The organism is Bacillus sp. RC251 (genome assembly GCF_044908765.1).
Taxonomy (GTDB): Bacteria; Bacillota; Bacilli; order Bacillales; family Bacillaceae_G; genus Bacillus_A; species Bacillus_A wiedmannii.
The window spans coordinates 281,690-305,020 of the sequence record NZ_JBIYDP010000003.1 but is presented as its reverse complement, the minus strand read 5'-3'; the positions used below and the strand labels follow the sequence as shown (position 1 = coordinate 305,020).

Here is a 23,331-nt window from a genome sequence, read left to right as displayed (position 1 = left end):
TTTTTATTATGTACTAAAAAAAGCATTCATCTGATTAAAAGATAAATGCCAAAAGGGAAATGAAAACATAAAACTATAACTCTTGCAGTAGTTTTCTATTAATGGGGTACCGCCACATCGCTATCAAGCTAAGAAAAGTAAATACCCCCAGAACGAAATTTTGTGCTAACTTGTAGCAAAAAAGCTCATTTTTTTATTTTGGGGTAATTCGGAATTCTTAAGTTGATGGACATGTGGCGGTACCCCATCACCATCAAGCTAAGAAAAGCAAATACCCGAAAATGAGAAAATTGACGTCTCCAGATTAAAACGTACAATTTTCTCGTTTTGGGGGTATTTTAAAATTTCAACTTGATGATGGGGTATGCCCTACTAAACATAAAGTTCGATTCTCTTTTTATCACTTTTTTTAAAAGTACTCGCTGCAATTGTTTTTCCTATTTTTAATTTTTACTAAACAAAGATAACATTATAGCTTTAACTCTTTAAACACTTTGTTACCTGTATACTAATTTTAGTAAGATATTCCTCCTTATTATTAGTTCTTAATGGATTGTAGAAGTAATCTTCATAGGCATTTCCTTCAATAACATAGCCCTCTGATTTGATAAATTTCGTGATATTGTGGTATGCGGATTCAATATCTTTATAAGATCCTTGGTGATAATATATGACATAAATTCCTCCTGGTTTTGATTGACCTGTTTCTAAATCACTATAACAAAATAAGTGATCTACCTCCTCATATCTTTCTTGAATCAGGCTCTCTCTTGTTATCACAGATCCAATAGGAGCAGGAACAAACAAGCCTATTTGCTTGCTAAAATGTTTTACCCAATCGAAATCGGTCATGCTATTTTTCGAATTTACATCGCTTAAGAAAATAGATTTTTTCTGTGTCTTTTGGATATAAACCTTCCCAACTTCAACGTTTTTTCTTTCTTCTTCCATTGAAATAATACCCTTAAAGAAACGACGAATTTGAATTAATTTCTCAATTTCTTCTTCCACCAGAACTGTCTGCTGTTTTGCCATTTCAACAAGTTTGTAAGTGTTGGGAGAATTAAGATATTCTTTTAGTTCCTCAATCGAAACTCCCACTTTCCGAAGAGATTGGAGTGTTGAGAATGTATTAATTTGATCGTAGGTATAATATCGATAACCATTGGGAAGTTTACCGGCAGGTTTAAAAAGATTGATTCTATCATAATAAAACAAGGTGTCTTTTTTCACCCCAAAATAACTAGCAAATTCTCCTGTACTTAAGGTTTTAAGGTTTTTTCTCTCCAAGTTAAAAACTCCTCTTGACTATAGACTAACTCCACACTTCATACTAGCATAAGCAAACGCATGTTAATACAGGAGGTTTTTATTATGGATTATTTTCACCCCCTCGTCTGGCAGCTGCTCGGTGGTACGACCTTCGCCCGCACAGCTAGCTTTATGACGATACCATTTTTAGCACTTTATTTACAAAATGATTTACATGCCTCACCAATTATGATTGGTTTAGCAGTCGGTATTTCACAATTGACTGCGACATTTGGTGGCTTCTTCGGTGGTTTCTTTACTGACCGGTTTGGCCGAAAAAAAATTATCATCATATCGATGTTCTGTTGGAGTATAGTCTTTTATGGCTTTGCATTCGCAAACTCTGTTTGGATATTCGTTCTATGCAATGCTCTCAACGGTATCTGTCGTGCATTTTTTGAACCAGCTTCACAAGCTTTGATGATTGACTATACTGACGAAGATAGGCGTCGTCGCCTATTTTCAATTCGATATACTGCCATCAATTTATCAGCTGTGATCGGCCTTTTGCTCGGTATTGTCATTTCAAAAGCATCATCAATAAGTTTTCCATTCCTTATTACTGCAACGATGTACTTATTGTATGCGATTTTCTTAGTCATCACTTTACGACGTATAGAGGAGCAGAATACGGTCAATGTTACGCAAGATATTGGCGACTTGATGCGTGTTCTTTTACAAGATAGCACACTTATGTTGCTCATTATTGCGAGTGTTATTTGCAATTTCGTATATATGCAAACAGAGGCAACAATGCCACAATTGCTTAATTTAACTATGGCAGACGGAGTAGCATTATATTCAGTTCTAATTGTGATTAATGCTGCAACAATCGTAATTCTTCAATTGCCACTCGGCATTTTAAGCGAAAAAGTAGCAATCAAAACAAGTCTTATTTTCGGGGGCGGACTATTAGCACTTGGTATGTTAATCTTCCACTTCGCTGATAATTGGACACTTTTTATTGTCGGTATGGTTGTGTTCTCACTTGGTGAAATTTTTGTTTTCCCAATGACGAGTGCTATAGTCGAAATGATTGCACCCGCGCATCAAAAAGCAACATATCTTGGTTTTATGCAATTTCAAAACTTAGGTGGCTTCTTAGGCCCAGTGCTTGGTGGCTGGTTGATTATCCATTTTGCACCACAATTGTATTTGGTGATGGTTAGCCTATGCTTAGTAGTTATTATTTGCTACATAGCAGCTTTACGTGGCAAATCATTTCGAATGTCTTAATACAAATAAAAACTGTGACTACATGAGGTACGGTCACATTACCATAAAGCTAAGGTTTCACACTATTCATTAAGCAAAAAAGACGTTATTCTTACTGTAGAATTATAGGAAAGGATGGCGTTTTTTGTATGTCTAATTCTGTATCTGACGACTTACAATTATTTGCACAGGAGATAAAGAGTCTTTTATCCCCAAATACCTTACAGAATCTAGCTAGAGATGTTGGATTTGTACAGCGAACAAGTAAGTATCAAGCACAAGAGTTAGTAGCTTTATGCGTATGGCTAAGCCAAAGTGTAGCAAAAACTTCCTTAACCCAGTTATGTAGTTGTTTAGAAGTATCAACAGAAGTACTCATCAGTCCTGAAGGACTAAATCAAAGATTTAACGCCGCAGCCGTCCAGTTTCTACAACAAGTTTTAGCCAAACTTCTAAACCAAAAGTTATCTTCAGCTAAGCTAATTTCTTCTCCATATACTTCTATTTTCAAGCGTATTCGTATCTTAGATTCAACTGCATTTCAACTCCCGGATGTATTTTCATCGGTTTATCCAGGTGCAGGAGGATGCAGCCATACAGCTGGGATAAAAATTCAGCTTGAGTATGATTTGTTAAGCGGACAGTTCCTACATATTCATACAGGTCCAGGTAAACAACATGATCGCACTTACGGCTCTCTGTGTGCCCCAACTGTGGCAGCGAATGATTTATGTATCCGACATTTAGGTTATTTTCATTTAAAAGACCTTCAATATATACAAGATCAAGAGGCCTACTATATTTCTCGTATCAAGTCGAATACACGTATTTATCAAAAAAATCCTAACCCTGATTATTTTCAAGATGGAAGAATTAAGAAAGGTACAGAGTATATACAGTTAGATATGGAGACGGTAATGAACTCCCTTCAGCCAGGACAAACATGGGAAATAGCTAATGCTTATGTAGGAATGATTGATAAAGTGTCAGCTCGTGTAATTGTCCATCGATTAACAAAACAACAGCAACAAAAACGATTACAAGATCAAGCTGTAAGAGAAAAAAAGAAAGGAATGAAGTATTCTCCTCGTAGTAAACGACTCAGTGGTATCAATGTATATATGACAAACACTTCTACAGATATTGTCCCGATGGGACAGGTACATGACTGGTATTCTTTGCGTTGGCAAATCGAAATTTTATTTAAAACGTGGAAGTCATTCTTTCAAATCCATCATTGTAAAAAGATAAAATCAGAACGATTGGAGTGCCATTTATATGGCCAATTGATTGCCATTCTACTCTGTTCTTCTATCATGTTTCAAATGCGCCAATTGCTCCTCATGAAGAAAAAACGAGAGCTTAGTGAGTATAAAGCCATATATATGATTAAAGACTATTTTCTTCTTCTATTCCAAACTATACAAAAAAACACCCAAGAGCTATCAAAGGTGTTACTCCGCCTGTTCAATCTCCTACAGCAAAACGGGCGGAAATCTCATCGATATGAGAAAAAAACGGTCTTTGATATATTAGGTGTCGTTTACAATTGTACCATGTCTGATAATCAAGCCGCTTAATTCAAAAAAGTGAAACCCGTTAGGGTTTATTTCGTATGCAAATCTTTCAATCACCTACACTTGCCCTTTAGAAAAAGAAACAATCTCGCCTAAAATTGACTTTGCATAAGCTTAGCTTGATAGCGATGGGGTAGCGTCAAATCTCCATCAAATCAAAATCTCATACCACCTCCTGAACGAAAATTTTATGCATGTTGTTCGTATTTATTGTTTGGGGATAAATCGTTCTTTAAGCTTGATGGCGATATGTTGGGCCCTTATATAAAAAAACCACAGTTCACACCAAAACTGTGGTTTTTTGAAGTACAAGGAATTACATGAATCATAAATCACTGTCTAAATTGTACTCCTCATTTATCAATATCTGTATCTAGTTTTCAACTTCGTAACAGAGCTAAGTTTAATTTCTTACAGAATGAAACCAAGGCAATTGTTTAACACATGTATCGCCATAACATATGCAAGGGATCTTTTAGAAATCAGATAAGCAATAGTAAGTATTACCGATCCTGGTAAATAGATAGCAATATCCGAAAGCTGGTTCGTATGAAGAAGTGTAAAAATTATAATTGAAATGATAGATGCAATAGTAGTACCAATATAATGCGAAAAGCGATTTATTAAAATATGACGAAACACAATTTCTTCAAGTATTGGACCCAGAATACCAAATACAAGCAATGTGAATATAAGAGGTGCCCCCGCACCTGCTTCAAGGAGCTGGTCTTGGTTCTCTGGCTGATCAGTTGCTAGAAAACGCATAACAGCCTGTTCTATAATTACCATAAGTAGAACCAACAGAGGAACACTTACTACTTTCAAAATTGTCTTCTCTTTAAAATATGCAAAACTCTCAATAATTTCGTTCTTAAATAAAATTATTCCAACAATAGCAGGTACAGTAAAACCGATGGCACCAAGGGCAAATTCTGATTCAACTAAATTGTAGTTAGTTAAAAGTGATATGCCAAATAATATGAACAAACCAATTTGAAATGGTAAGAACAGTGTTAAAATTACTAGCATAATAAGTTCTTTTTTATTCTTGTTTATAAAGTTCACTTTATTATTCCCCTAATTAAATTAGCTACAATCTTTGATTTTTCTTTCTGCATAAAGTTCTCCTTCCAAATATATTCATACAAGTTAACGAACCGAACCGTTCGGTTCGTTCTGTTCCAGTGTTCAATAATACTATATGTTTCTAGTTTTTTGAACCCTTTTTACAAAGTATTAACAAAAAAATATGTTAAAAACTAAATATATTTTTTTCTCAGTTGCTTATTTACAATCAAATTCCAATAATTGTTAATGATTAATCGTTTATGGAATGGAGTGAAAGTGGGAGTAGCCCGCCCCCTTTAGCTAATCCTATTAATAAAAATTAGATATAATAGTTATATGTTTATACATTAAAATTAACGATATTTTTTACTTCGTCTATGATTTTAGGTGAAATTAGTTGTATAATATGACTGAATTAATCAATTGGTCACATTATAATTGACAGAAAATTCAAACGAATGATGTAGCTAATATATTTTAATTAACCTCACACTGTATTGTTTTAGGTTCCTATAAGTTAGGGATTAATAAAATGTTTTTACTTCAAGCTTATTTATACTTACAATAAAAATTCAAGAAAAATCATCTTAAATATTAAGTTCGTTTTATTAGGAGGGCCACAAAGCATGACTAAAGTCGATAAGGTAAAAGAAAAGATTATTGAAACATCTTTATATTTATTTAACACTAATGGGATAACTTACACATCCATCCAGGATATAATGACAGCTACTGAACTATCTAAAGGAGCTATTTATCGTAGATTCAAAAATAAAGAAGAAATTGTCCTTGCTGCCTACGACAAAAGTGGTGAGATTATGTGGGGGCATTTTCATAAAGCAATGGAAAATAAAAAGACAGCAATCGATAAAATCCTTGCCATTTTCCTTATATATCAAGATGCAGCTAATAATCCCCCTATTGCTGGAGGCTGTCCATTGCTTAATAGCGCAATTGAAAGTACAGGAGTATTTCCAGAATTACAAAAAGCAGCAGCAAAGGGTTATGATGATACAGTAATGTTAATGGCTTCTCTCATAAAAGAAGGAATAGAGAAACAAGAACTTAAAGAAGATATGGACATTATATCGCTCGCTTCTTTTCTTACATCTTCAATGGAGGGCGCTATTATGGCAAGTCGAGTATCTAACGATAATATACACCACCAGTATTTTATTGAACAAATAAAACATCATCTTTTCTCTTATTCTAAATAAGTGAGAACTTGTATTTCTTCCATTCAATTTTTATAGCTTAAACTGAATAAACCCCTCACATAAAAAGTATCTTCTATTTATGTGAGGGGTGAATAATTTTTAGCAAAGGGAGCTTTTTAGACGTTGTATATTAGGCATACAACCAACCTGTTTTTCACATACCTCGCCTTTTTATCCTACCCCTAAAATAAAAAAACAGCATTCCTGTCTTTTAAAAAAAGACCTTCAAATTTTTAGATACCCCTACTGTCGACGTTCAAAAGCAAGACGTACAGCAAGCCCCGTTAATACACTTGCCATAAGCCAACGCTGCACTCGTAGCCACGTTGGACGTGTGCCAAACCATGTAGCAATTTTACTTGCTGTAAACACAATTAGAAGGTTGATTATAAAGCTAACAGTGATTTGCGTAAAGCCTAAAACTGCACCTTGTATAAGCAACGATCCCTTCTCAGGATCTTCAAATTGAGGTAACAGTGACACATACAAAATAGCAATCTTTGGATTTAGAAGATTTGTCATAAGTCCCATTATAAATAATTTCCGTGGTGGCTCATTAGAAATAGTACGAGGTTCCATACTAGAAGTAGCACCCGGTTTTATCGAATTCCAGGCGAGCCAAAGCAAGTAAGCAGCACCTGCCCATTTGACTGCTTCGTAGACAGCGGGTACTGCAAGGAATAGAACTGTAAGTCCGAACATTGTTGCGATTATATAAATTACAAATCCGAGCATAATGCCTAAGAGAGAAATAAATCCTGCCATGCGCCCTTGCGTAATGGAACGAGAAATGAGATACATCATATTAGGCCCAGGCGAACAAACCATGCTAAGTGAAACAATTGCAAAAGCTAACAAAGTACTAAAGCTGACCATAACCCTTCCCCCTTTATGTTACAAAAAATTTCCTATTGTACATTTTATCATGATTAAGGAGAGAAAAGATTAATATAAGCCGCTGCAGCTAAAGAATATGATCGGATCGAATGTATGGTAATCATATACTTCTCCTGCTCTTAAAGAGAGCTTTAAAAATAACCTATCCATAGTGATACTACAGCAACTACTAATAAAGCAAAACAAATTGTGATATTTCGAACCCACTTTTGTATATCCTCAAAATACCGCTCTATAAATAAAGCGTAAATATAAACCATAAGAAGTAGAACAATGAAAGTAAAGGAACCCAATTTATCGTTAAATTTTTCATTGGTATATGTGCTTACATGAAGGAATAGAAAAACAAACGCTACCATGAATAGCTCAAATATCCTTTTTTTATTCACCCCGCCACCACCTTACAATAATTCCCTTTTATTCTATTTTAGCAGAACATAATGTGTAGCAGTATATGAATATTATATTCATGTCAAAAAGGCTAACAATTCAAGATTGTTAGCCTCTACTTTCCATATTCGTACCTTTTATCACTTTACTTCCTAACAACCGGGATCCACATTTCACCAAATACTAAGCCGTCTCTTTGCCCCATCTCAACTGTTGTATTTGGCCCACCAACATAAGCAAAATCTTTCGCATCTGGTAAAGCTTGACCGAAGGCGATGCCAGTCAGCTTATTACTTAGCTCTTCAGCCGTTTTGTCTTCCCCTTTCACTACTAAGTATTCTCCCCTCGGAAACTGGATCACTCTAGATTCTTCTTCTATTTGTGCCTCTGTCAAGACACCAGCATAATACATCATCTTGTTATTCACTGCTTCGCTCACAGAAAAAATGTATTCGTTTGTAGCTAGAGCTTTTAAAGTATCCAGCCTTCCATCTTCTTTAACAGCAGACCAAAAATCTTCCTTTTCTTTATTTATTCCAGCAAAGTTTGTATAGTCACTCTTAATTTCAGTTCCAATTCCTAGCACAATAAAGCTATCTTTTTCTTCAATCGTATAATTTTTCATATTCAAAACCTTCCTTTTTTTAAAATGAATCAAATGATTTATCTTTTCATCTGATAAGTTTATAATATCTTTAAATCATGTCAAAAAATGATACTGTTTAGGAGACTCCAATGAAAAAAGTTGAACGGATTAATACAATTATGAGGTATATCAACAACCGCTCCCACTTTACAATTTCTGAAATCATACGAGAATTTAACATATCACGATCGACAGCTATTAGAGACATTAGAGACATTGAAGCTATGGGCATGCCACTTGTTGCTGAAGTTGGGAGAACTGGGGGATATTTTGTTATGCATAATTCTATCCTGCCCGTTGTTCGCTTTACTGATAATGAAGTGAAAGCCCTTTTTATTGCCTTTATGGCTACGAGAAATCAGCAACTTCCCTATTTAAAAAGTCGGCAATCTTTAGCTGAAAAACTATTAGGACTCATCTCAGAAACTCAGCAAGATGACCTCGTTCTTTTAAATCAAATCTTGCTTTTTGAAGGGACTAACCCTCATAATCCCGATCTACTTGAGCTTTCTGACCTCCCCCATCCGATGTTAGAAAAACTCATTCAAATCCTTCTTTTGGATAGACATTTATTGATTACTGTCAAGGAAGAAAAAATCAAGTCTTATCCAATTTACCTATTACACCTTTATCAAGAAAAAAGCCATTGGATCATTGAAGGGTTTGACTTAAAAGAAGAAAAGAAACTACTGTTCCCTGTCGATGACCTCGTCAATATCGAGCCGTACACGACGAAAAAGAGGTTAAATAAGAAACAGATTTTAGAAAAACTCAGTAGGAAGGACGAAACAATTAACCTTGTACTTGAACTTGGTCCAAAAGCGATTGCCCAGTACAAAAAATACCATCCTTTCAAAGTTTCTATTTCTTATACAAATCCTTACCAATCCACAGCCATTTTAAAAACATTTATCGATGTTCACAATTCCGATGAAGTGACAGAGATAACAAATTGGTTACTTTTCCTAGGGAAAGATATTACAATCAAGGGAATGCCTGAAGAAATATTAAACGATTTACAAGAGCGGTTATGTTTATATTCTCCATAAGCAGTGATCGCTTAAACCCAAAAATATTGAGTTTAATTCGTTACCAGTTGCCCATATTTTTTACCATGAGAGCACAATACATAATAAAAGCACGGAAAACCTTCCCGTGCTTTTTCAAAAATATATATAATTTCGGATGACTTAATTCACTTACCCTAACTGACGTTTAAATGCTTTACTTGCGAAAAAGTAAGAGATGATCATGATACCCACGCACCAAGCAAGTGCAGTCCAAATATCGTTGCCAACAGTCCCTTCATATAATAGGGCGCGAATCGCATTCACGATTGAAGTTACAGGCTGATTCTCAGCAAACGCACGAACAATTTTAGGCATCGTTTCAGTAGGTACAAAGGCCGAACTAATAAATGGAAGAAAAATTAGTGGGTACGAGTAAGCTGTCGCTCCTTCCATAGACTTCGCTTTCAGCCCTGGAATGATAGCTAGCCATGTTAGCGCTAACGTAAACATACCCAGTATTCCCGCTACCGCAAGCCAATCTAGCATATTTGCACTAGAATGAAAACCCATTAAGAGCGCAACAAGAATAACCACCACGATAGTAAGTACATTAGCAACAAGAGAAGTTAAAACGTGAGCCCACAATATTGATGAGCGCTTAATAGGCATCGTAATGAAACGTGCCATCAGCCCACTCTTTACATCCGTAAATAATCGTACAGAAGTATAAGCTACACCGGATGCGATAGCCATTAACAAAATTCCCGGCAATAAATAATTAACGTAGTTATCCGTTCCTGTCTTTATAGCCCCGCCAAATACGTAAACAAATAATAGCATCATCATAATCGGTGTAATCGCTACTGTAATAATTGTATCCGGACTACGCATAATATTACGCATTAAGCGCCCTAGTAATACCCCTGTTTTGCTTTTCATTTACATCTCCTCCTTTTTACCGATAATCGCAAGGAAAATTTCTTCCAACGTCGGCTGCTTCTCGATATACTCTACTTTTGCTGGCGGGAACATCTCTTTCAGTTCAGTAAGAGTACCTGTCGTAATAATTTTTCCGCCATGCAAAATAGCGATACGGTCCGCCAGTTGTTCTGCTTCCTCCAAGTACTGAGTCGTGAGCAAAATCGTTGTGCCGCTGCCGGCAAGTTCCTTGACTGTATCCCACACTTCGATCCGTGCTTCCGGATCAAGTCCAGTCGTTGGTTCGTCTAGAAAAATAACTGCTGGCGCCCCAATCAAACTCATCGCGATATCAAGTCGGCGCTTCATCCCGCCTGAATACTGGTCTGCCCTCTGGTTGGCCGCATCAGTCAGGCTAAATCTTGCAAGTAGATTATCAGCAACTTGTGCCGGATTGGAAACACCACGTAACTTAGCGATCATTATCAAGTTTTCCCTTCCAGTAAGCATGCCGTCTAAAGCTGCGAACTGTCCTGTCAAACTGATGCTTTGACGAACATGATCTGGTTGTCGCTGGACGTCAAAACCGCAAATACTTACTTCACCATCATCTTGTTTCATTAGCGTCGAAAGAATATTGACCGTTGTCGTCTTTCCAGCTCCATTTGAGCCTAGCAGCGCGAAAATTTCACCACGCTGCACCTCAAAATCCACTCCCTTTAAGACTTCTTTATCTTTAAAAGATTTTTTTAACCCTTTTATAGAAATCGCTGCATTGCTCATACTTTTTCCCCCTTATAAAATTAGATTACATACACCCTCTATTTAGTATCACTGATAATCTGTATTACTTAGTACCGGTTTAAAAATATAACTGAATAGCGATGGCGGCAATTCACATTTGTAACCAGCTAATCAGTCGGTATTACTAATTGCATTTATTTTTTTCTCAATTTCTTCATAATACTTTCATTCAAATCTTCACGATACTTGGAGACATACGTTTTAGCGTTTGCCACTAGTTCGTCAGCAAAGGATGCCACGTCCTCCCCAGTAATGTCAAGCACTTGTCTCCCTTCCGCTGCACCTGCTTCAAACAAATCGATTAATTCATACTGTATGTGCAGCATATCCATTCCATTACCCGCCGAGAAATTCCACATGTAGTTTTGAATTTTCTTAAACACAAACTGATAGTCTTCTGGCAGTGCTCCAACACGTGCCATCATCATTTTGTACTCTTTTTTATCACCAATTAATTTTTTAAACATTTCCAACATCTTATTTTCCTCCTTTTTTATAAAGCAGAACAAGAAACTCTCCAAATATGAGCCGGAACATTTTATATTATGAGGCTAGTTTGACTTCAAGACGTTAATTTTTGAAGATACAAAATCCCATTTTTTCCAAAACAATTCAAGCTCCTGACGGCCCTCCTCATTTAATGAATAAAACTTACGAGGCGGTCCCATATCTGATGGTTTCTTTTCAATATTCACAAGCTTTTTCTTTTCTAATCGTACGAGGATAGTATAAACCGTCCCTTCTACGACTTCGGTAAACCCAAGATCATTCAGGTGGCGGGTAATCTCATAGCCATACGTTTCACGGCGACTAATGATTTCCAGCACACACCCTTCCAGTGAACCTTTCAGCATTTCAGTTAAATTTTCCATGTCCTGATCCTCCTTTACCCTCTATTCTGTCTGACTTATATTCAGTATCACAGAGTACTAAGGTGAATTTTTACTGAATAGCTTTTGAGTAAAAACATACTATTCAGTATTACTTATTACAACTACATTGTATGACTGAGTAGTGATGAATGTCAACTGATTTTCAAAATTTTTCTAAAATCCGCTATTACCTATTGTTTACTAAAAATATTTCGAGAAACAACACTACTCTGTATCACCTATTACAACTACATTGTATGACTAAGTAGTTGTAAATGTCAACTCGATTTTTATATTTTTCTAAAATCAACTATTACCTATTAGATGTTCAGTGACAATAAAGTTGGTTAATTTTAGTCTAAAAAATGTAATAACCACCTACTAAATTTAATTGTTGTAGCCTGTAATTTATAAAAATCATAAAATTGGTCAATTCTTCTTCATCTAATGCCCCTTATTGAAAAAAGCAGCTTGCTCCATTCACTAAATTTTCATCCTGTCTTACATAGCTGAATCTGCCTCAACATCTTTTTCACCTAAATTTTGAACAAATCTTAATAGATAACCATCAGGGTCCATAATTAAAAATTCTTTTTGTCCCTTTAATTTAGTATCAGCTCTATACCAATTCTCTTGAATATCAAATTTAATTGGATACTCGTTCTTTTTCAAACTATCATATAGTGGATCAATATCATTTATAATAATTTGAAAATTAATCCCTCTTCCGTAGGGATAAGATAACTCTCCAGTACTCCAATGACCATTTACTTCTTCAATCATAATCTGGCATTCATTTAAAGACAGTAAAGCAAACTTATCCTCTGGTCTTTGATATTCAATTTTAAACAGGAGAATTTCCGAATAGAAATTTAAACTTTGCTCCATATCTGAGACTGATAGCTCTGGTATTAATGCATTGAGTTTGTGCAAAAAAGCTTCCCCCTTTGCTTAAGTTATTGATTATTATATTATAACACTTACTATAAATACTTCTTCCATTAAACTACTTCATTAGTCCTATAAGAAGTAAACAACTTTATTATCTCTACACATTAGAGACAGCCAATTTTCTTTTTGAAGAAATTTCGCCACATACCTATCCCGCCAAGAAAAGAAAATACCCCAAAACAAATATTCTACATTTTTGTTTTGGAGCGCTATAGGTTAGCTCTTCTTCTTAATAAGACAGATCATCCTTTTGTTACGATAACATTATATCCATATCTTCCGCTGCAGTTGTAATTAGTTTTAAACCGAATGTTTCTTGTAATACATCAAGCACGCCAGGTGAAATAAATTCAGGCGCCTTTGGACCGATGCGGATATCTTGAATACCGAGACTAAATAGTCCAAGTAAAATGGCAACCGCTTTTTGTTCAAACCATGATAGGACAATACTAACTGGCAGTTCGTTCACTTCGCATTGAAAAGCATCTGCTAAAGCGGCTGCTATTTTCACTGTTGAAATTGAATTATTGCATTGCCCTAAGTCAATGTAACGCGGAATCTTTGTACCAGGTACAACACCGTAATCCACATCATTAAAGCGGAATTTCCCGCAAGAAGTCGTTAAAATAACTGTTTCTGGTGGAAGTGACGTTGCTAATTCACGATAATATTCTCCGCCTTTTCCTGGTGCATCACAACCTTCGATGACAAAGAAACGCTTAATCTTTCCTTCTTTTACTGCCTCAATAATTTCAGGAGCTAATGATAATACTGTATTATGATGGAACCCTGTTACTAACTGTTCATCCGACTCCATATGTACTTCTGGAAGTTCTAGCGCTTTTTGAATCAATGGTGCAAAATCATCATTTTCAATTTTTTGTACACCCTCTAAACCTGCAATATCATATGAAAAGAATCGATTAGAGTACGACCCTTTAATTGGCATAACACAGTTCGTTGTCGCTAATATAGCACCTGTAAATTTTTCAAAAAGACGTCGTTGATCATACCATGCCTTACCGATGTTTCCTTTTAAATGTTTATATTTTTTCAGCTGCGGATAACCGTGTGCTGGTAACATTTCAGAGTGTGTATAAATATTAATTTCTTTTCCTTCTGTTTGTTTTAATAATTCTTCTAACGCAAATAAATTATGACCAGTAACTACAATTGCCTTACCTTCCACATGGTTTTGCGTAATTTGAACAGGTTCTGGAACACCGAAGCGATTCGTATGTGCCTCATCTAACAACCCCATTACTCGTAAAGCCGATTTCCCTACTTTCATAGCCATATCAATATGTTCTTGTTCATTAAAGTTAGAATTTGTTAATGTCATATACAGTGCTTCTTGCGTCGTAGCATCTACAAATGTATCAGTATACCCTAGCTGAGCAGCATGCGTACGATAAGCTGCAATTCCTTTTAGCCCAAACACAATCGTATCTTGTAAACTTGCAATTGTTTCATTTTTACCGCAAACACCCATCACTTTACATCCACCTGTTTGCGTTTGTTCACATTGATAACAAAACATGATCATCCCACCCTCTCCCAATCATTTCTTACAACCTAAGCATAATACCCATTGAGAAAAAGGGATGTGATATCAATCACAATAATATGTATAAATTTGTGACAACTTATATTGTTTACATAATATTTTTATTGACAAAAAAAACATTACATACCCCTGTTGTTCAAGTTTTCAAATAGCTAGACTATTGCTGAATCACATATTTAACTTTCTAGTTCATAGTACGAAAGAACAATTTCGTACTATAAATCTCTTAAGCAAACAGAAATAGACATATAAAAACGCTATTCTTTCTTTTTATTATGCAACAGAAAGAATAGCTTCTTTTCATTTTGAAGAACTATCAATTTTTTGATTAAATATTTTATGAAAAATCACTTTATTTACAATACATTTACACTATCTTAACATTACTTACATTATTTATATGATATATTTATATAGACACTACTTAAGAAATTTCATGTACATTGTTATCTTTATAATCTCTGATCTGATTGATAAGAGATTATGTTATATTTTCATACCAGGGGTGAATGAGGATGACTGAAACTTTAAAAACACTTATAATGCTCGATATTACTTATGTTGTTATAGCAATTATGACGGTACTGGTATTTGTATACTTGGAATTAAAATCTCAGTAACGTATGCAGGCATAATTGATGGCTTCGCATTTAAATATAGCTAGAAGAAAGCGAGGAGAAAATTGTTTCTCCTCGCTTTTATATTTCCACAGTTTCTTATTTCAACAAATCCAATGTATGTAAAAGCAATCCTTTGTCCCCTACTTCCCCATGACCAGGCACTACTGAATTGATGTTTCCATATCGCTTCAGCACATTCTCAATCGATGCGGACCATTCATTTACATAGGCATCAGCAACGTTCCCTAAATCTTTAGCTTCCGCAGATTTCACTAAACAGCCTCCAGCTAAAATGTTGTATTGTGGTAACCATACGACGATATTATCTTCTGTATGTCCTTTCCCTGGGTAAAATGTTTCTACTTTCATATTTCCAAACTTCAAATTCGTAATCGTTTGTAAATCTCCAAGTGGTTCTTCATATCCACTTTTCTTTGCTAGTTCTGCAGTCAATGCCGTACTATGCGCTTTAATGCCTCTTTCTTTCAATGTTTTAATTCCGCCAATACGATCAGCGTGTGCATGTGTAATAATGACATCTGTTACGCGCTTCTTAAATTTCTTTTCTACCATCTCTATTAATTCCTTCGTTAACTTATCATCCCAAGAAGAATCGACAAGTACTAATCCTTTAGAAGTAGTAAGAACTAGCCCGTTCGAAGGAACTGCTTCTCCGTTAAAATAACCTAACTCCGTATGAACCCATACATTTTTGTTTAACTGAGAAATTGAAATAGTTCCTGCCTCATTTTTTATTATTTTTTGCTCTAGCTTTTGTTCCGCTTGTACAGAAGAAACTGTACTAACAAATTGAGTTATTCCTAGTAAACTAACACATACCCCTAATTTTAATAATGTATTCTTTTTCATTTTCTCCACCCTTTCTTTCAAACGAAATAGTTATTACTTATAATAGACAATTCATCTTATATGTTTGTTCCATCTTTACTTGCATATTTTATGTAAGTAACAAAAAAAAGCGTACAAAATTTTGTACGCTTTAAAACTTAACCTTTTATTCCATAATTCTCAAACTCTTCCTCGTTACCATAAAATACATTCAAATCAATATACTTCTCTTTTCCATTATAACCATTTAATCTCCCGCGGTTCGTGTATTGCCAAAACATCCATTTTCTCTCATCTGATAAACTTGGTTTTGTAAAGACACTACAAATCCATATATCACATTGGGGATACTCATTACCATTCACGTTTTTTATTAATCCTCATTTTTTCTTCAAATGCCTTCTCTAAATCAATTTCTAACTTATTTGCTAAGTCACATACATTCCAAATGACATCAAACATTTCTAAACCAATCTCTCTTTTCGAATCTTGTATTTTATCACGCTTTAATATAACTTCCGCTAATTCACCTAATTCCGCCATCGCATACATCGTACGCTCTTCAATTGTTGTATCTTGAAATCCTTTTTCTTTACTGAAATTTAATACATATCTCTGGAATTCCACAATATTCATACTTAATCTCCCTTCATGATAAATACTCTGTTTTCTATTACACTTATATTTTGTTAAATTATAACATTCATACTATAATTTATTTATAACCCTTTAACGGAGGTGTTTTCAATGACCCTCTTCGCTTCCCCATCATTATTCATACTAGCAATTATTTCATTTGCACTAGCCTATTTCATCGGAGTTAAACAATACACTTGGCTCTTATCAGGATTCAACGAACGCCGTGTGCCAGATAAAGGTAAGTTATCAAAAATAGTTGGTCTTTATAATTTAACTGCCGGTGCTATTGCCACAATTGGTAGTGTCTTCACTACTCCTAATGTCAAAATCTTATTTCCTATCATTATAATTGGCCACGTTATAATCGCTGCTTATGTAAATACACGCATGGTGCATTGAAAAAAGATCACCCAAATGGATGATCTTTTTTATAATTTATCAACATATTGCTTCGCTTCTAGTAAAGAAAACCCAAAAGCCTCTCTTACTCTCTTAACTGCTGTAACTGTTTTTCCTTCTTCCATAAGCTGGCGTAACCCTTTATTAATTTCAGGTTCTCTATCTATAATTCCCATTTCTTTCGTAATTAGCTGTAATCTATCTTCCATCCTCTTTAAACGTGCATCCGTTTTCTTTTCGATTTTATTTAATTTCTCAACAATATAAATAAACCCAAAGACCGCTATCGGTATGATCATCCAAAATCCCATGACTATCCCCCCTATTAGCCTTCATTTGTTTTATTTCACTATCTTATGTAAATTTTACCACGAAACACATTTAATGTATAATAGTAATATACAACACTGTTGATAAAACCTTTTATTTTAGGGGGACACTTTATGAAAAGATTTTTAAATACGTTACTACAATTTGTAGTTCTTTCAATTGCACTACATGTATTATTTGATATCGTTGGCTGGCTTGTTTTCAATGCGCCAATTAAAAACAAAGTAAGCATTATTTCCTTACTAACAACTTCATGGCTTATGTACATGTACCGAGACAAATTTTTTAAAGTATTCACTTCGAATTAACTAAAAGAACTTCATCGATAAAAGATGAAGTTTTTTCTTTTTCTCTCATTCTCTCTATTTATTACTATACAATAGAACTAACATTCTGTCTTTTTAAAGAAAGGAGTCACTATGAACTTAAAAAGTAACACTATATACGAGAAAATGAACCAATATTCCGTTGCAGGTTTAAGCCTTGCCGTTATACGTGATGGTACACTAGACAAAGTCGCTGCTTTTGGAACACTTGAATCTGGAACAACTAGAACTGTCACTACGAATTCTATATTCAACTCTTGTTCAATTAGTAAATTCATCACTACAATGCTCGTACTAACGTTATCAGATCAAGAAATCATATATTTAGATGAAGACGTAAATGATAGACTTACATCTTGGAACATACCTACCAATCTATTTACCTCACAGAAAAAAGTTACATTACGAAATTTATTAAGTCACCAATCTGGAATTATTGATCCTCCTAATAGTTTTGAGCATTATACACTTGCACAAGGGCGACCAAACATGTCCGAAATCCTTGCTGGTAAAACATCATATTGTTCAGTACCGATAGAAATAACTTATAAATCAGAAAATGAATTTCACTACTCTGATGCAAACTTTTGTATTATCGAATTACTACTTGAAGATATAACTGGAAAACCATTTAACCTTTTACTTGAAGAATATATCTTTCAGCCACTGCAACTGAAAAATAGTATGCTATTCCCTCCTGAAGATATAAGTAAAATAGAGGCCTTTGCTTGTGGACATAATAAGGATGGGATTGTCACAGATGAAAAATATCCATTTTATCCATTCGCAGCTGCTTCAGGTATTTGGACAACACCAACAGACTTATCAGCTTTAGTTATCGAAATCATTCATTCCTTACAAGGAAAGGGCAAACTAAAACTTTCTCAAAAATTAATACAAGATATGCTTTCTCCTCAAGGTTGCTCAAAATGGACTGGATTAGGTATCTTTCTAAATGATTCTAACGAAGACTTACAAATGCATTCACTTGGATGGGGCGTGGGATTTCAATGCATGCTGATATGCTATCCATACCGAGGTAATGGTGCTGTTATTATGACGAACACTGACGTAGGCGTTCATCAAATGGAAGGGATTATTGGTGACGTCTTAAAAACGTTATCCTTATAATATAAGTAAAGAAGCTGTTCCTTCCAGCTTCTTTACTTATATTACATTTTTCGCAACAATTTTTATATGTTCTGGTGCGATAATCTCTGTTATACTTTCTTGGAAATCTTCCTGCAACATTTCTTCAATATGTTCTAGCTGCACTTCAACATGTGTGCATTCTAAATTATGTATATTTAAAAGTGCATAATGATCTTTTTTCTTAATTACTAAATATTGATTCTCCTCTGTTACAAGTATAGAACCTAATCGTACTCCTAGTAGGCGTTGATCATCAAACTTCACAACCATTCCCCCTTACTTTATATGTAATAAAATAACATTTTATGTAATCTATTCTTTATAAACTATATCATAATTTATTAAAATATAAAGTGAAACTTTAATCAGTGGGGGTTTTGTTCATCCCCCACTGATTATTAGTTGAACCAATCGAGCTTTTACGGGCAGTTGATCCCCACCTAACTTCTTTGCTTTCGCTGGATTTTGAGGTAGGGGTCTTACTGCCCGTTAATGCGGGATAAATATCATATTTCCTTTTACTAAAAACCCCCTATTCTTTTATATATTTCGATACAAAAAACTTTCTCAACATAAAATTAGAATTTTCAGTTTTTATTCTTATAAAAATCTATTATAATTAAGTTAATAAATGTTTGACCTCTCCTAATTCATGTACATATGGATGATCAGTAGTCGCTGCTACTGATCTATTTTTTTGCTCCATATCTCCACGAGTAGTTCATTATTTTATTCGCCAAGCCATTAACTCACCAGGTCAATCTAATAAAGGCTTAGTAGTGCTAATCCTAAACCCTCTCCTCATAAAATATAATTCTATTAAAAAACGGATCAATCACAGTTAATTCCATTGTATCCCACGGTGTGCTCTCTATATCAGGTTTTGCATAGGCATAATCTTTACTTGATAAACTAGTATAATAACTTTTTAACCCCTCTATTTTCACGCGAATCGCACCACCTGGCGAAGCATCCCCATGATGCTCTGATAAATGTATGACAGCATCGTGTAACGAAATTTGCATATATAATGGCATATTTTCCTCATACCGATGTTCCCAATCCAGTTAAATCCTAAAAAATTTAAATAAAATAACTGAGCCTTTTCAATATCAAAAACTCTAAATATAGGTGTAATCATTTATAATTCTCTCCTATTTATAAACATCTGCCGCCAATTCCCTCAAAACATCCACATTTACTACTTCAAAGCAACCATTGTTCTTCTTTATAATCTCTTTATCACAAAAAATATTTAATGTACGTAATAGATGACGATAACTCGTTCCTAACAATTCCGCTGTTTCCGTTAAATTCCCACTAAATACAATTCTATTTCCATGCTGCACCGCTCGTTCCCCTGCTGCTAACATGTAACTCGCAAGTCTATTTTCAAGTGGATATAGTAAATTAATTGTACTATTTTTTGAAAGCCGATTTAACTTATGTGCTAATGATCCGCAAATACACCGTAAAAATTTCGCATCATGAAATAGTTGATTTCTCACTTTCCCTAAAGGTAAACCAACACAATATGAATCTGCCATCACTTGTACGTTTGAAGCTGTCTTTTGAGAATGAATTAACTCCACATCTCCTAACAGCTGCAAACTATCATAAAAGCATAACAATACAGATTTCCCGTTACTTAATGTATTAAACGCTTTCGCTTTTCCTTCAACGAAAAAAAATAAATAATCTATCTCTTCATTCTCTCTACAAATAAACTCATTCTTTTTAAAAAATATTAGTTCCATATACGGTTTCATATCATTACTAAAAAAGGAGTCAATATTATTTTCTTTCATATAATTTGTTAATTTAATAGAATTACATATTTTCTTCATAGTTCCCCCCGCCTTTACAACTACTCCCCATTGTAATCAAAATTTTCCCCTTCCACTATGACATATGTCATAGTAATTCACAATTTCAGCATGATACAGTCATTACAAATATGAAAATTAAAGGGGATATTACATTGTACAACTTTCTTTCTGTCTTTATTGGTGTGCTCATCGCCGTTATGCTTCCATTGAATGGGATTTTATCTGAATTAATTGGCAAGTATACAGCAAGCGTTGTCATTCACCTTGTCGGTTTAATTGCAGTTATTTTCGTTTTAATCATAAACAAAAATAAAATTTATTTTGATAAAAGCATTCCACTTTTTTTATATAGCGCTGGAGCGATTGGGGTATTCACTGTCCTTTTTAATAATATAAGTTTCTCCGTCCTTGGTGCCTCTATTACGATCGCATTAAGTTTACTTGGTCAATCCATTGCTTCCATCGTTATTGATCATTTCGGCTTATTAGGAATGAAAGTTGCAAAGTTTGAAAAGAAAAAACTAATTGGATTATGTTTCATCTCTTCCGGAATTATAATCATGACAATTTATTAATGGGGGCAAGAAAATGTTATATATTACTATCGCTATTTTAGCTGGTGTTTCTATCGTTGTTGCTAGAATTATTAACGCAAATTTAGCAGCGAAAATCGGTAATTGGGAAGGTACGTTTTTTAATTATATTACTGGATTATTTTTCTCTATGTTATTTTTAATTTTCAGTTCAGATTCAATGTACATTCCTAGTCATACGTTGCAATCTATTCCTATCGCTGTTTACTTAGGCGGATTAGTAGGCGTTATCGTCATCTCGTTATCGAACTATATTACACCTAAAATATCAGCATTTTATTTAACGTTACTCATCTTTATCGGACAATTATTTGCGGGGACTATCATTGATTTCATCTTGTCACACGAACTCTCTATAGGAAAGGTTGTCGGTGGCATTTTCGTACTAATCGGACTCACTTACAATTTACTCGTAGATCGTCCTGTTAAAACTGTGCAGAATAACCAAGTTCAATTATAATACTTTACGCTTCCCTATCATATATTAATAGAAAAGCTCTTCATACGAAGTGATAGAGAGGAGAATATTCTATTAAAAAAATCATTTTACTGCTAGGTAGTGCATTGATTATTTTTGGAATCGCATGGTGTTTCAACTCTGGGAAATCTATTCAAGATTTCTATACAGCAAATAAACCAAAGAAGAAAGCTACTATCATTTCAACTCAAAGAGATCCAAATGAGCCCCCTGTCTTTTTAGGAAAACAGGAAATAAAAGATATACATGTCGAGTCAATTAAAACAAAAAAGGATATGTTTCTCACAAAAACAGATGAATTAAAAACATTCATTAACAGTATGGATACCGCCAAAAAAGGGAAATTAACATTAGATGAAGAAGGATCAGATTTAATAGACTGTGATATGTGGATTACTTTCGAGGATGGAACTTATAAAAAATATTTTATATGGGTAGTTGACCATCACAGTAACGAAGTGATGATTGCTCAGCAAGATACTCCTGATGATGTAAACCTTACGTACTATCAATTAAATGAAGATAGTTCTAAAAAAGTTTATAACTTATTCAAAAAAATTATTTAAACGAAAAAGTCATGAGCACATGTGAAGTGAGCTCATGACTTTTTGCACTATATATATTCAGGGAACACTTTACATCCCTTTTCCTGTTCTATATCATGTCCAAAGAAAACAATCGGCTTCTTGTTCATCACAACTTCTTTTAAACGTTTAATTGAAGATAAGGCTAATTCCGAATCAAACCCCGCAAACGGCACTTCATCTTCAAAGTTTTCTTTCGTATAAGATGCATCAATCGTTAATAATACAGGACCGGATTTTTCTGTCTCAATTAATAGCGATTGATGCCCTGGAGTATGGCCTGGTGTATGCAATAATTGAACTCCTGGTACGACTTCATAATCACCTTCAATGATTTTGTAGTTTAAATTCGGCAATATACATTCTTTCAAATATTCTTCGCTATGCTGCGCCGCCTCATATTCAGCACGCTGTACAATGATTGGTGTATTTATAAAAGCGCCATTTCCTCCTGCATGATCAAAATGCAAGTGAGAACTAATAATATAAAGAAGGTCTTTCGGCTCATAACCAACCCGTTTTAAAATATTCACGATTCTATCTTCTTCAGTCATTTTCGGTAAAACCCTCCCTTCGACAAATGTACCGTTAAAAAGACCTTCATTATTAACTGCACTTTCTGGCATACCTGTATCTACTAAAATAGGTCCTTTTTCAGTCTCCAAAAGATAACACCAAACCGGTAAGTCTAATAATTCTCCTGGTGTTAATGTACTATTAACAGACGAATGATCCAACATACAACGACCTGCTGGGACGAAATAAAGCTTCTTTACTGTCATTATGTATCCACCTTTAAATTTAGTTTTGAATAAAACAATACAGTAAAGAATTCCTCTTGCTAGAAATAAACTCCTTCTCACTTTTCATTGTTTCAGCTATTATTTTTGAGTCATTCACAAATTCTCCTTACACTATTAATTATTATTCGTTATTTTTCTAAGAATCCAGGGTAATAAATCAACTGTTTGTATTTTGAAATACGAAAAGGATACACACTTAAACGAAGGTTACATAAAAAAGAACCGACTACCTATATGTTAAAAAAAGGAGTCGGTTCTTTTTTATTTATTATCGCTCTTTATGTGC

Annotated in this window: 27 protein-coding genes and 2 pseudogenes; 10 read left to right on the top strand and 19 right to left on the bottom strand. The window is 34.5% G+C overall.

From position 1 onward, the window contains the following. Positions 1 to 477: 477 nt before the first annotated feature. On the bottom strand, positions 478 to 1,290 hold the full coding sequence (locus ABH961_RS15590) for a MerR family transcriptional regulator (RefSeq protein WP_048543754.1): 813 nt from the start codon (positions 1,288 to 1,290) through the stop codon (positions 478 to 480). An 84-nt stretch (positions 1,291 to 1,374) separates the two neighbouring features. On the opposite strand from ABH961_RS15590, the gene ABH961_RS15585 reads away from it, so the two are divergent. Beyond that, positions 1,375 to 2,547 carry an MDR family MFS transporter gene (locus ABH961_RS15585; RefSeq protein ID WP_000384374.1) on the top strand — a complete coding sequence of 391 codons (1,173 nt, stop codon included), beginning with the start codon at positions 1,375 to 1,377 and terminating at the stop codon, positions 2,545 to 2,547. 128 nt (positions 2,548 to 2,675) lie between these two features. After that, entirely contained in the window at positions 2,676 to 4,106 is a 1,431-nt protein-coding gene (locus ABH961_RS15580; RefSeq protein ID WP_098078097.1) for an IS4 family transposase, read from the top strand. Positions 4,107 to 4,514: 408 nt separating this feature from the next. Here ABH961_RS15580 and ABH961_RS15575 read toward each other — a convergent pair whose 3' ends face one another. Then, complete coding sequence (locus tag ABH961_RS15575; protein WP_048543773.1) at positions 4,515 to 5,168, bottom strand: CPBP family intramembrane glutamic endopeptidase; 654 nt, start codon at positions 5,166 to 5,168, stop codon at positions 4,515 to 4,517. A gap of 629 nt (positions 5,169 to 5,797) precedes the next feature. Here ABH961_RS15575 and ABH961_RS15570 point away from each other — a divergent pair. Further along, a complete protein-coding gene (locus ABH961_RS15570; RefSeq protein WP_048543775.1) occupies positions 5,798 to 6,388 on the top strand; it encodes a TetR/AcrR family transcriptional regulator in 591 nt (196 codons plus the stop codon). A gap of 243 nt (positions 6,389 to 6,631) precedes the next feature. On the opposite strand, the gene ABH961_RS15565 is transcribed toward ABH961_RS15570, so the two are convergent. From ABH961_RS15565 to ABH961_RS15555, 3 genes are all read right to left on the bottom strand, one after another. After that, positions 6,632 to 7,264: a LysE family translocator gene (locus ABH961_RS15565; protein WP_098642176.1), complete on the bottom strand. Its 633-nt coding sequence runs from the start codon at positions 7,262 to 7,264 to the stop codon at positions 6,632 to 6,634. A gap of 152 nt (positions 7,265 to 7,416) precedes the next feature. Next, positions 7,417 to 7,674 (bottom strand): DUF3963 domain-containing protein, encoded by a 258-nt coding sequence (locus ABH961_RS15560; protein ID WP_098078091.1) that lies wholly within the window; start codon positions 7,672 to 7,674, stop codon positions 7,417 to 7,419. A 146-nt stretch (positions 7,675 to 7,820) separates the two neighbouring features. After that, positions 7,821 to 8,300 (bottom strand): GyrI-like domain-containing protein, encoded by a 480-nt coding sequence (locus tag ABH961_RS15555; RefSeq protein ID WP_098124466.1) that lies wholly within the window; start codon positions 8,298 to 8,300, stop codon positions 7,821 to 7,823. A gap of 110 nt (positions 8,301 to 8,410) precedes the next feature. Between ABH961_RS15555 and ABH961_RS15550 the strand changes: the two genes are divergently transcribed. Further along, the gene (locus tag ABH961_RS15550; protein WP_404519612.1) at positions 8,411 to 9,370 is read left to right on the top strand and encodes a helix-turn-helix transcriptional regulator; all 960 of its coding nucleotides are present in this window, start codon (positions 8,411 to 8,413) and stop codon (positions 9,368 to 9,370) included. 150 nt (positions 9,371 to 9,520) lie between these two features. Here ABH961_RS15550 and ABH961_RS15545 read toward each other — a convergent pair whose 3' ends face one another. The 9 genes and pseudogenes from ABH961_RS15545 to ABH961_RS15505 form a co-directional block, all read right to left on the bottom strand. Further along, positions 9,521 to 10,270, bottom strand: coding sequence for an ABC transporter permease (locus ABH961_RS15545; RefSeq protein WP_098078082.1), 750 nt, complete (start codon positions 10,268 to 10,270; stop codon positions 9,521 to 9,523). After that, entirely contained in the window at positions 10,271 to 11,032 is a 762-nt protein-coding gene (locus ABH961_RS15540) for an ABC transporter ATP-binding protein (protein ID WP_046954684.1), read from the bottom strand. A 155-nt stretch (positions 11,033 to 11,187) separates the two neighbouring features. Then, the gene (locus tag ABH961_RS15535; protein WP_000891990.1) at positions 11,188 to 11,529 is read right to left on the bottom strand and encodes a DUF1048 domain-containing protein; all 342 of its coding nucleotides are present in this window, start codon (positions 11,527 to 11,529) and stop codon (positions 11,188 to 11,190) included. Between the two features lie 75 nt (positions 11,530 to 11,604). Next, positions 11,605 to 11,925, bottom strand: a complete 321-nt coding sequence (locus ABH961_RS15530; protein ID WP_048543787.1) for a PadR family transcriptional regulator — start codon at positions 11,923 to 11,925, stop codon at positions 11,605 to 11,607. Positions 11,926 to 12,426: 501 nt separating this feature from the next. Next, the gene (locus ABH961_RS15525; RefSeq protein WP_098078080.1) at positions 12,427 to 12,858 is read right to left on the bottom strand and encodes a bleomycin resistance protein; all 432 of its coding nucleotides are present in this window, start codon (positions 12,856 to 12,858) and stop codon (positions 12,427 to 12,429) included. Between the two features lie 271 nt (positions 12,859 to 13,129). Then, complete coding sequence (hcp, locus tag ABH961_RS15520) at positions 13,130 to 14,416, bottom strand: hydroxylamine reductase (protein ID WP_098848102.1); 1,287 nt, start codon at positions 14,414 to 14,416, stop codon at positions 13,130 to 13,132. A 743-nt stretch (positions 14,417 to 15,159) separates the two neighbouring features. Next, the gene (gene bla2 / locus ABH961_RS15515) at positions 15,160 to 15,933 is read right to left on the bottom strand and encodes a BcII family subclass B1 metallo-beta-lactamase (protein WP_404519609.1); all 774 of its coding nucleotides are present in this window, start codon (positions 15,931 to 15,933) and stop codon (positions 15,160 to 15,162) included. Positions 15,934 to 16,070: 137 nt separating this feature from the next. Continuing rightward, positions 16,071 to 16,262 (bottom strand): annotated as a pseudogene (locus tag ABH961_RS15510) (GH25 family lysozyme); the annotation flags it as partial. A gap of 4 nt (positions 16,263 to 16,266) precedes the next feature. Further along, positions 16,267 to 16,548 carry a MazG nucleotide pyrophosphohydrolase domain-containing protein gene (locus tag ABH961_RS15505; protein WP_098642908.1) on the bottom strand — a complete coding sequence of 94 codons (282 nt, stop codon included), beginning with the start codon at positions 16,546 to 16,548 and terminating at the stop codon, positions 16,267 to 16,269. Between the two features lie 111 nt (positions 16,549 to 16,659). Here ABH961_RS15505 and ABH961_RS15500 point away from each other — a divergent pair, with 111 nt between their 5' ends. Next, positions 16,660 to 16,950, top strand: a complete 291-nt coding sequence (locus tag ABH961_RS15500) for a DUF3784 domain-containing protein (protein ID WP_048543795.1) — start codon at positions 16,660 to 16,662, stop codon at positions 16,948 to 16,950. A gap of 29 nt (positions 16,951 to 16,979) precedes the next feature. On the opposite strand, the gene ABH961_RS15495 is transcribed toward ABH961_RS15500, so the two are convergent. After that, on the bottom strand, positions 16,980 to 17,261 hold the full coding sequence (locus ABH961_RS15495) for a hypothetical protein (RefSeq protein ID WP_098078074.1): 282 nt from the start codon (positions 17,259 to 17,261) through the stop codon (positions 16,980 to 16,982). Between the two features lie 132 nt (positions 17,262 to 17,393). Here ABH961_RS15495 and ABH961_RS15490 point away from each other — a divergent pair, with 132 nt between their 5' ends. Beyond that, positions 17,394 to 17,588 carry a hypothetical protein gene (locus tag ABH961_RS15490; protein ID WP_098078071.1) on the top strand — a complete coding sequence of 65 codons (195 nt, stop codon included), beginning with the start codon at positions 17,394 to 17,396 and terminating at the stop codon, positions 17,586 to 17,588. A gap of 111 nt (positions 17,589 to 17,699) precedes the next feature. Then, positions 17,700 to 18,737, top strand: coding sequence for a serine hydrolase domain-containing protein (locus tag ABH961_RS15485; protein ID WP_098078068.1), 1,038 nt, complete (start codon positions 17,700 to 17,702; stop codon positions 18,735 to 18,737). A 36-nt stretch (positions 18,738 to 18,773) separates the two neighbouring features. Here the strand turns inward: ABH961_RS15485 and ABH961_RS15480 are convergent, their stop codons facing one another. The 3 genes and pseudogenes from ABH961_RS15480 to yeiL form a co-directional block, all read right to left on the bottom strand. Further along, positions 18,774 to 19,022 carry a hypothetical protein gene (locus ABH961_RS15480; RefSeq protein ID WP_000666938.1) on the bottom strand — a complete coding sequence of 83 codons (249 nt, stop codon included), beginning with the start codon at positions 19,020 to 19,022 and terminating at the stop codon, positions 18,774 to 18,776. A 524-nt stretch (positions 19,023 to 19,546) separates the two neighbouring features. Continuing rightward, a pseudogene (locus tag ABH961_RS15475) lies at positions 19,547 to 19,899 on the bottom strand (glyoxalase superfamily protein). Between the two features lie 13 nt (positions 19,900 to 19,912). After that, the gene (gene yeiL, locus ABH961_RS15470; protein ID WP_048544259.1) at positions 19,913 to 20,605 is read right to left on the bottom strand and encodes a transcriptional regulator YeiL; all 693 of its coding nucleotides are present in this window, start codon (positions 20,603 to 20,605) and stop codon (positions 19,913 to 19,915) included. A 110-nt stretch (positions 20,606 to 20,715) separates the two neighbouring features. Between yeiL and ABH961_RS15465 the strand changes: the two genes are divergently transcribed. The 3 genes from ABH961_RS15465 (at position 20,716) to ABH961_RS15455 (ending at position 22,224) form a co-directional block, all read left to right on the top strand. Beyond that, entirely contained in the window at positions 20,716 to 21,162 is a 447-nt protein-coding gene (locus ABH961_RS15465) for a DMT family transporter (RefSeq protein ID WP_070168987.1), read from the top strand. Positions 21,163 to 21,175: 13 nt separating this feature from the next. Beyond that, positions 21,176 to 21,640 carry a DMT family transporter gene (locus tag ABH961_RS15460; RefSeq protein WP_000965807.1) on the top strand — a complete coding sequence of 155 codons (465 nt, stop codon included), beginning with the start codon at positions 21,176 to 21,178 and terminating at the stop codon, positions 21,638 to 21,640. 89 nt (positions 21,641 to 21,729) lie between these two features. Then, the gene (locus ABH961_RS15455; protein WP_141497565.1) at positions 21,730 to 22,224 is read left to right on the top strand and encodes a hypothetical protein; all 495 of its coding nucleotides are present in this window, start codon (positions 21,730 to 21,732) and stop codon (positions 22,222 to 22,224) included. Positions 22,225 to 22,271: 47 nt separating this feature from the next. Here the strand turns inward: ABH961_RS15455 and aiiA are convergent, their stop codons facing one another. Further along, on the bottom strand, positions 22,272 to 23,024 hold the full coding sequence (gene aiiA / locus ABH961_RS15450; RefSeq protein ID WP_048543810.1) for a quorum-quenching N-acyl homoserine lactonase AiiA: 753 nt from the start codon (positions 23,022 to 23,024) through the stop codon (positions 22,272 to 22,274). Positions 23,025 to 23,331: the final 307 nt, after the last annotated feature.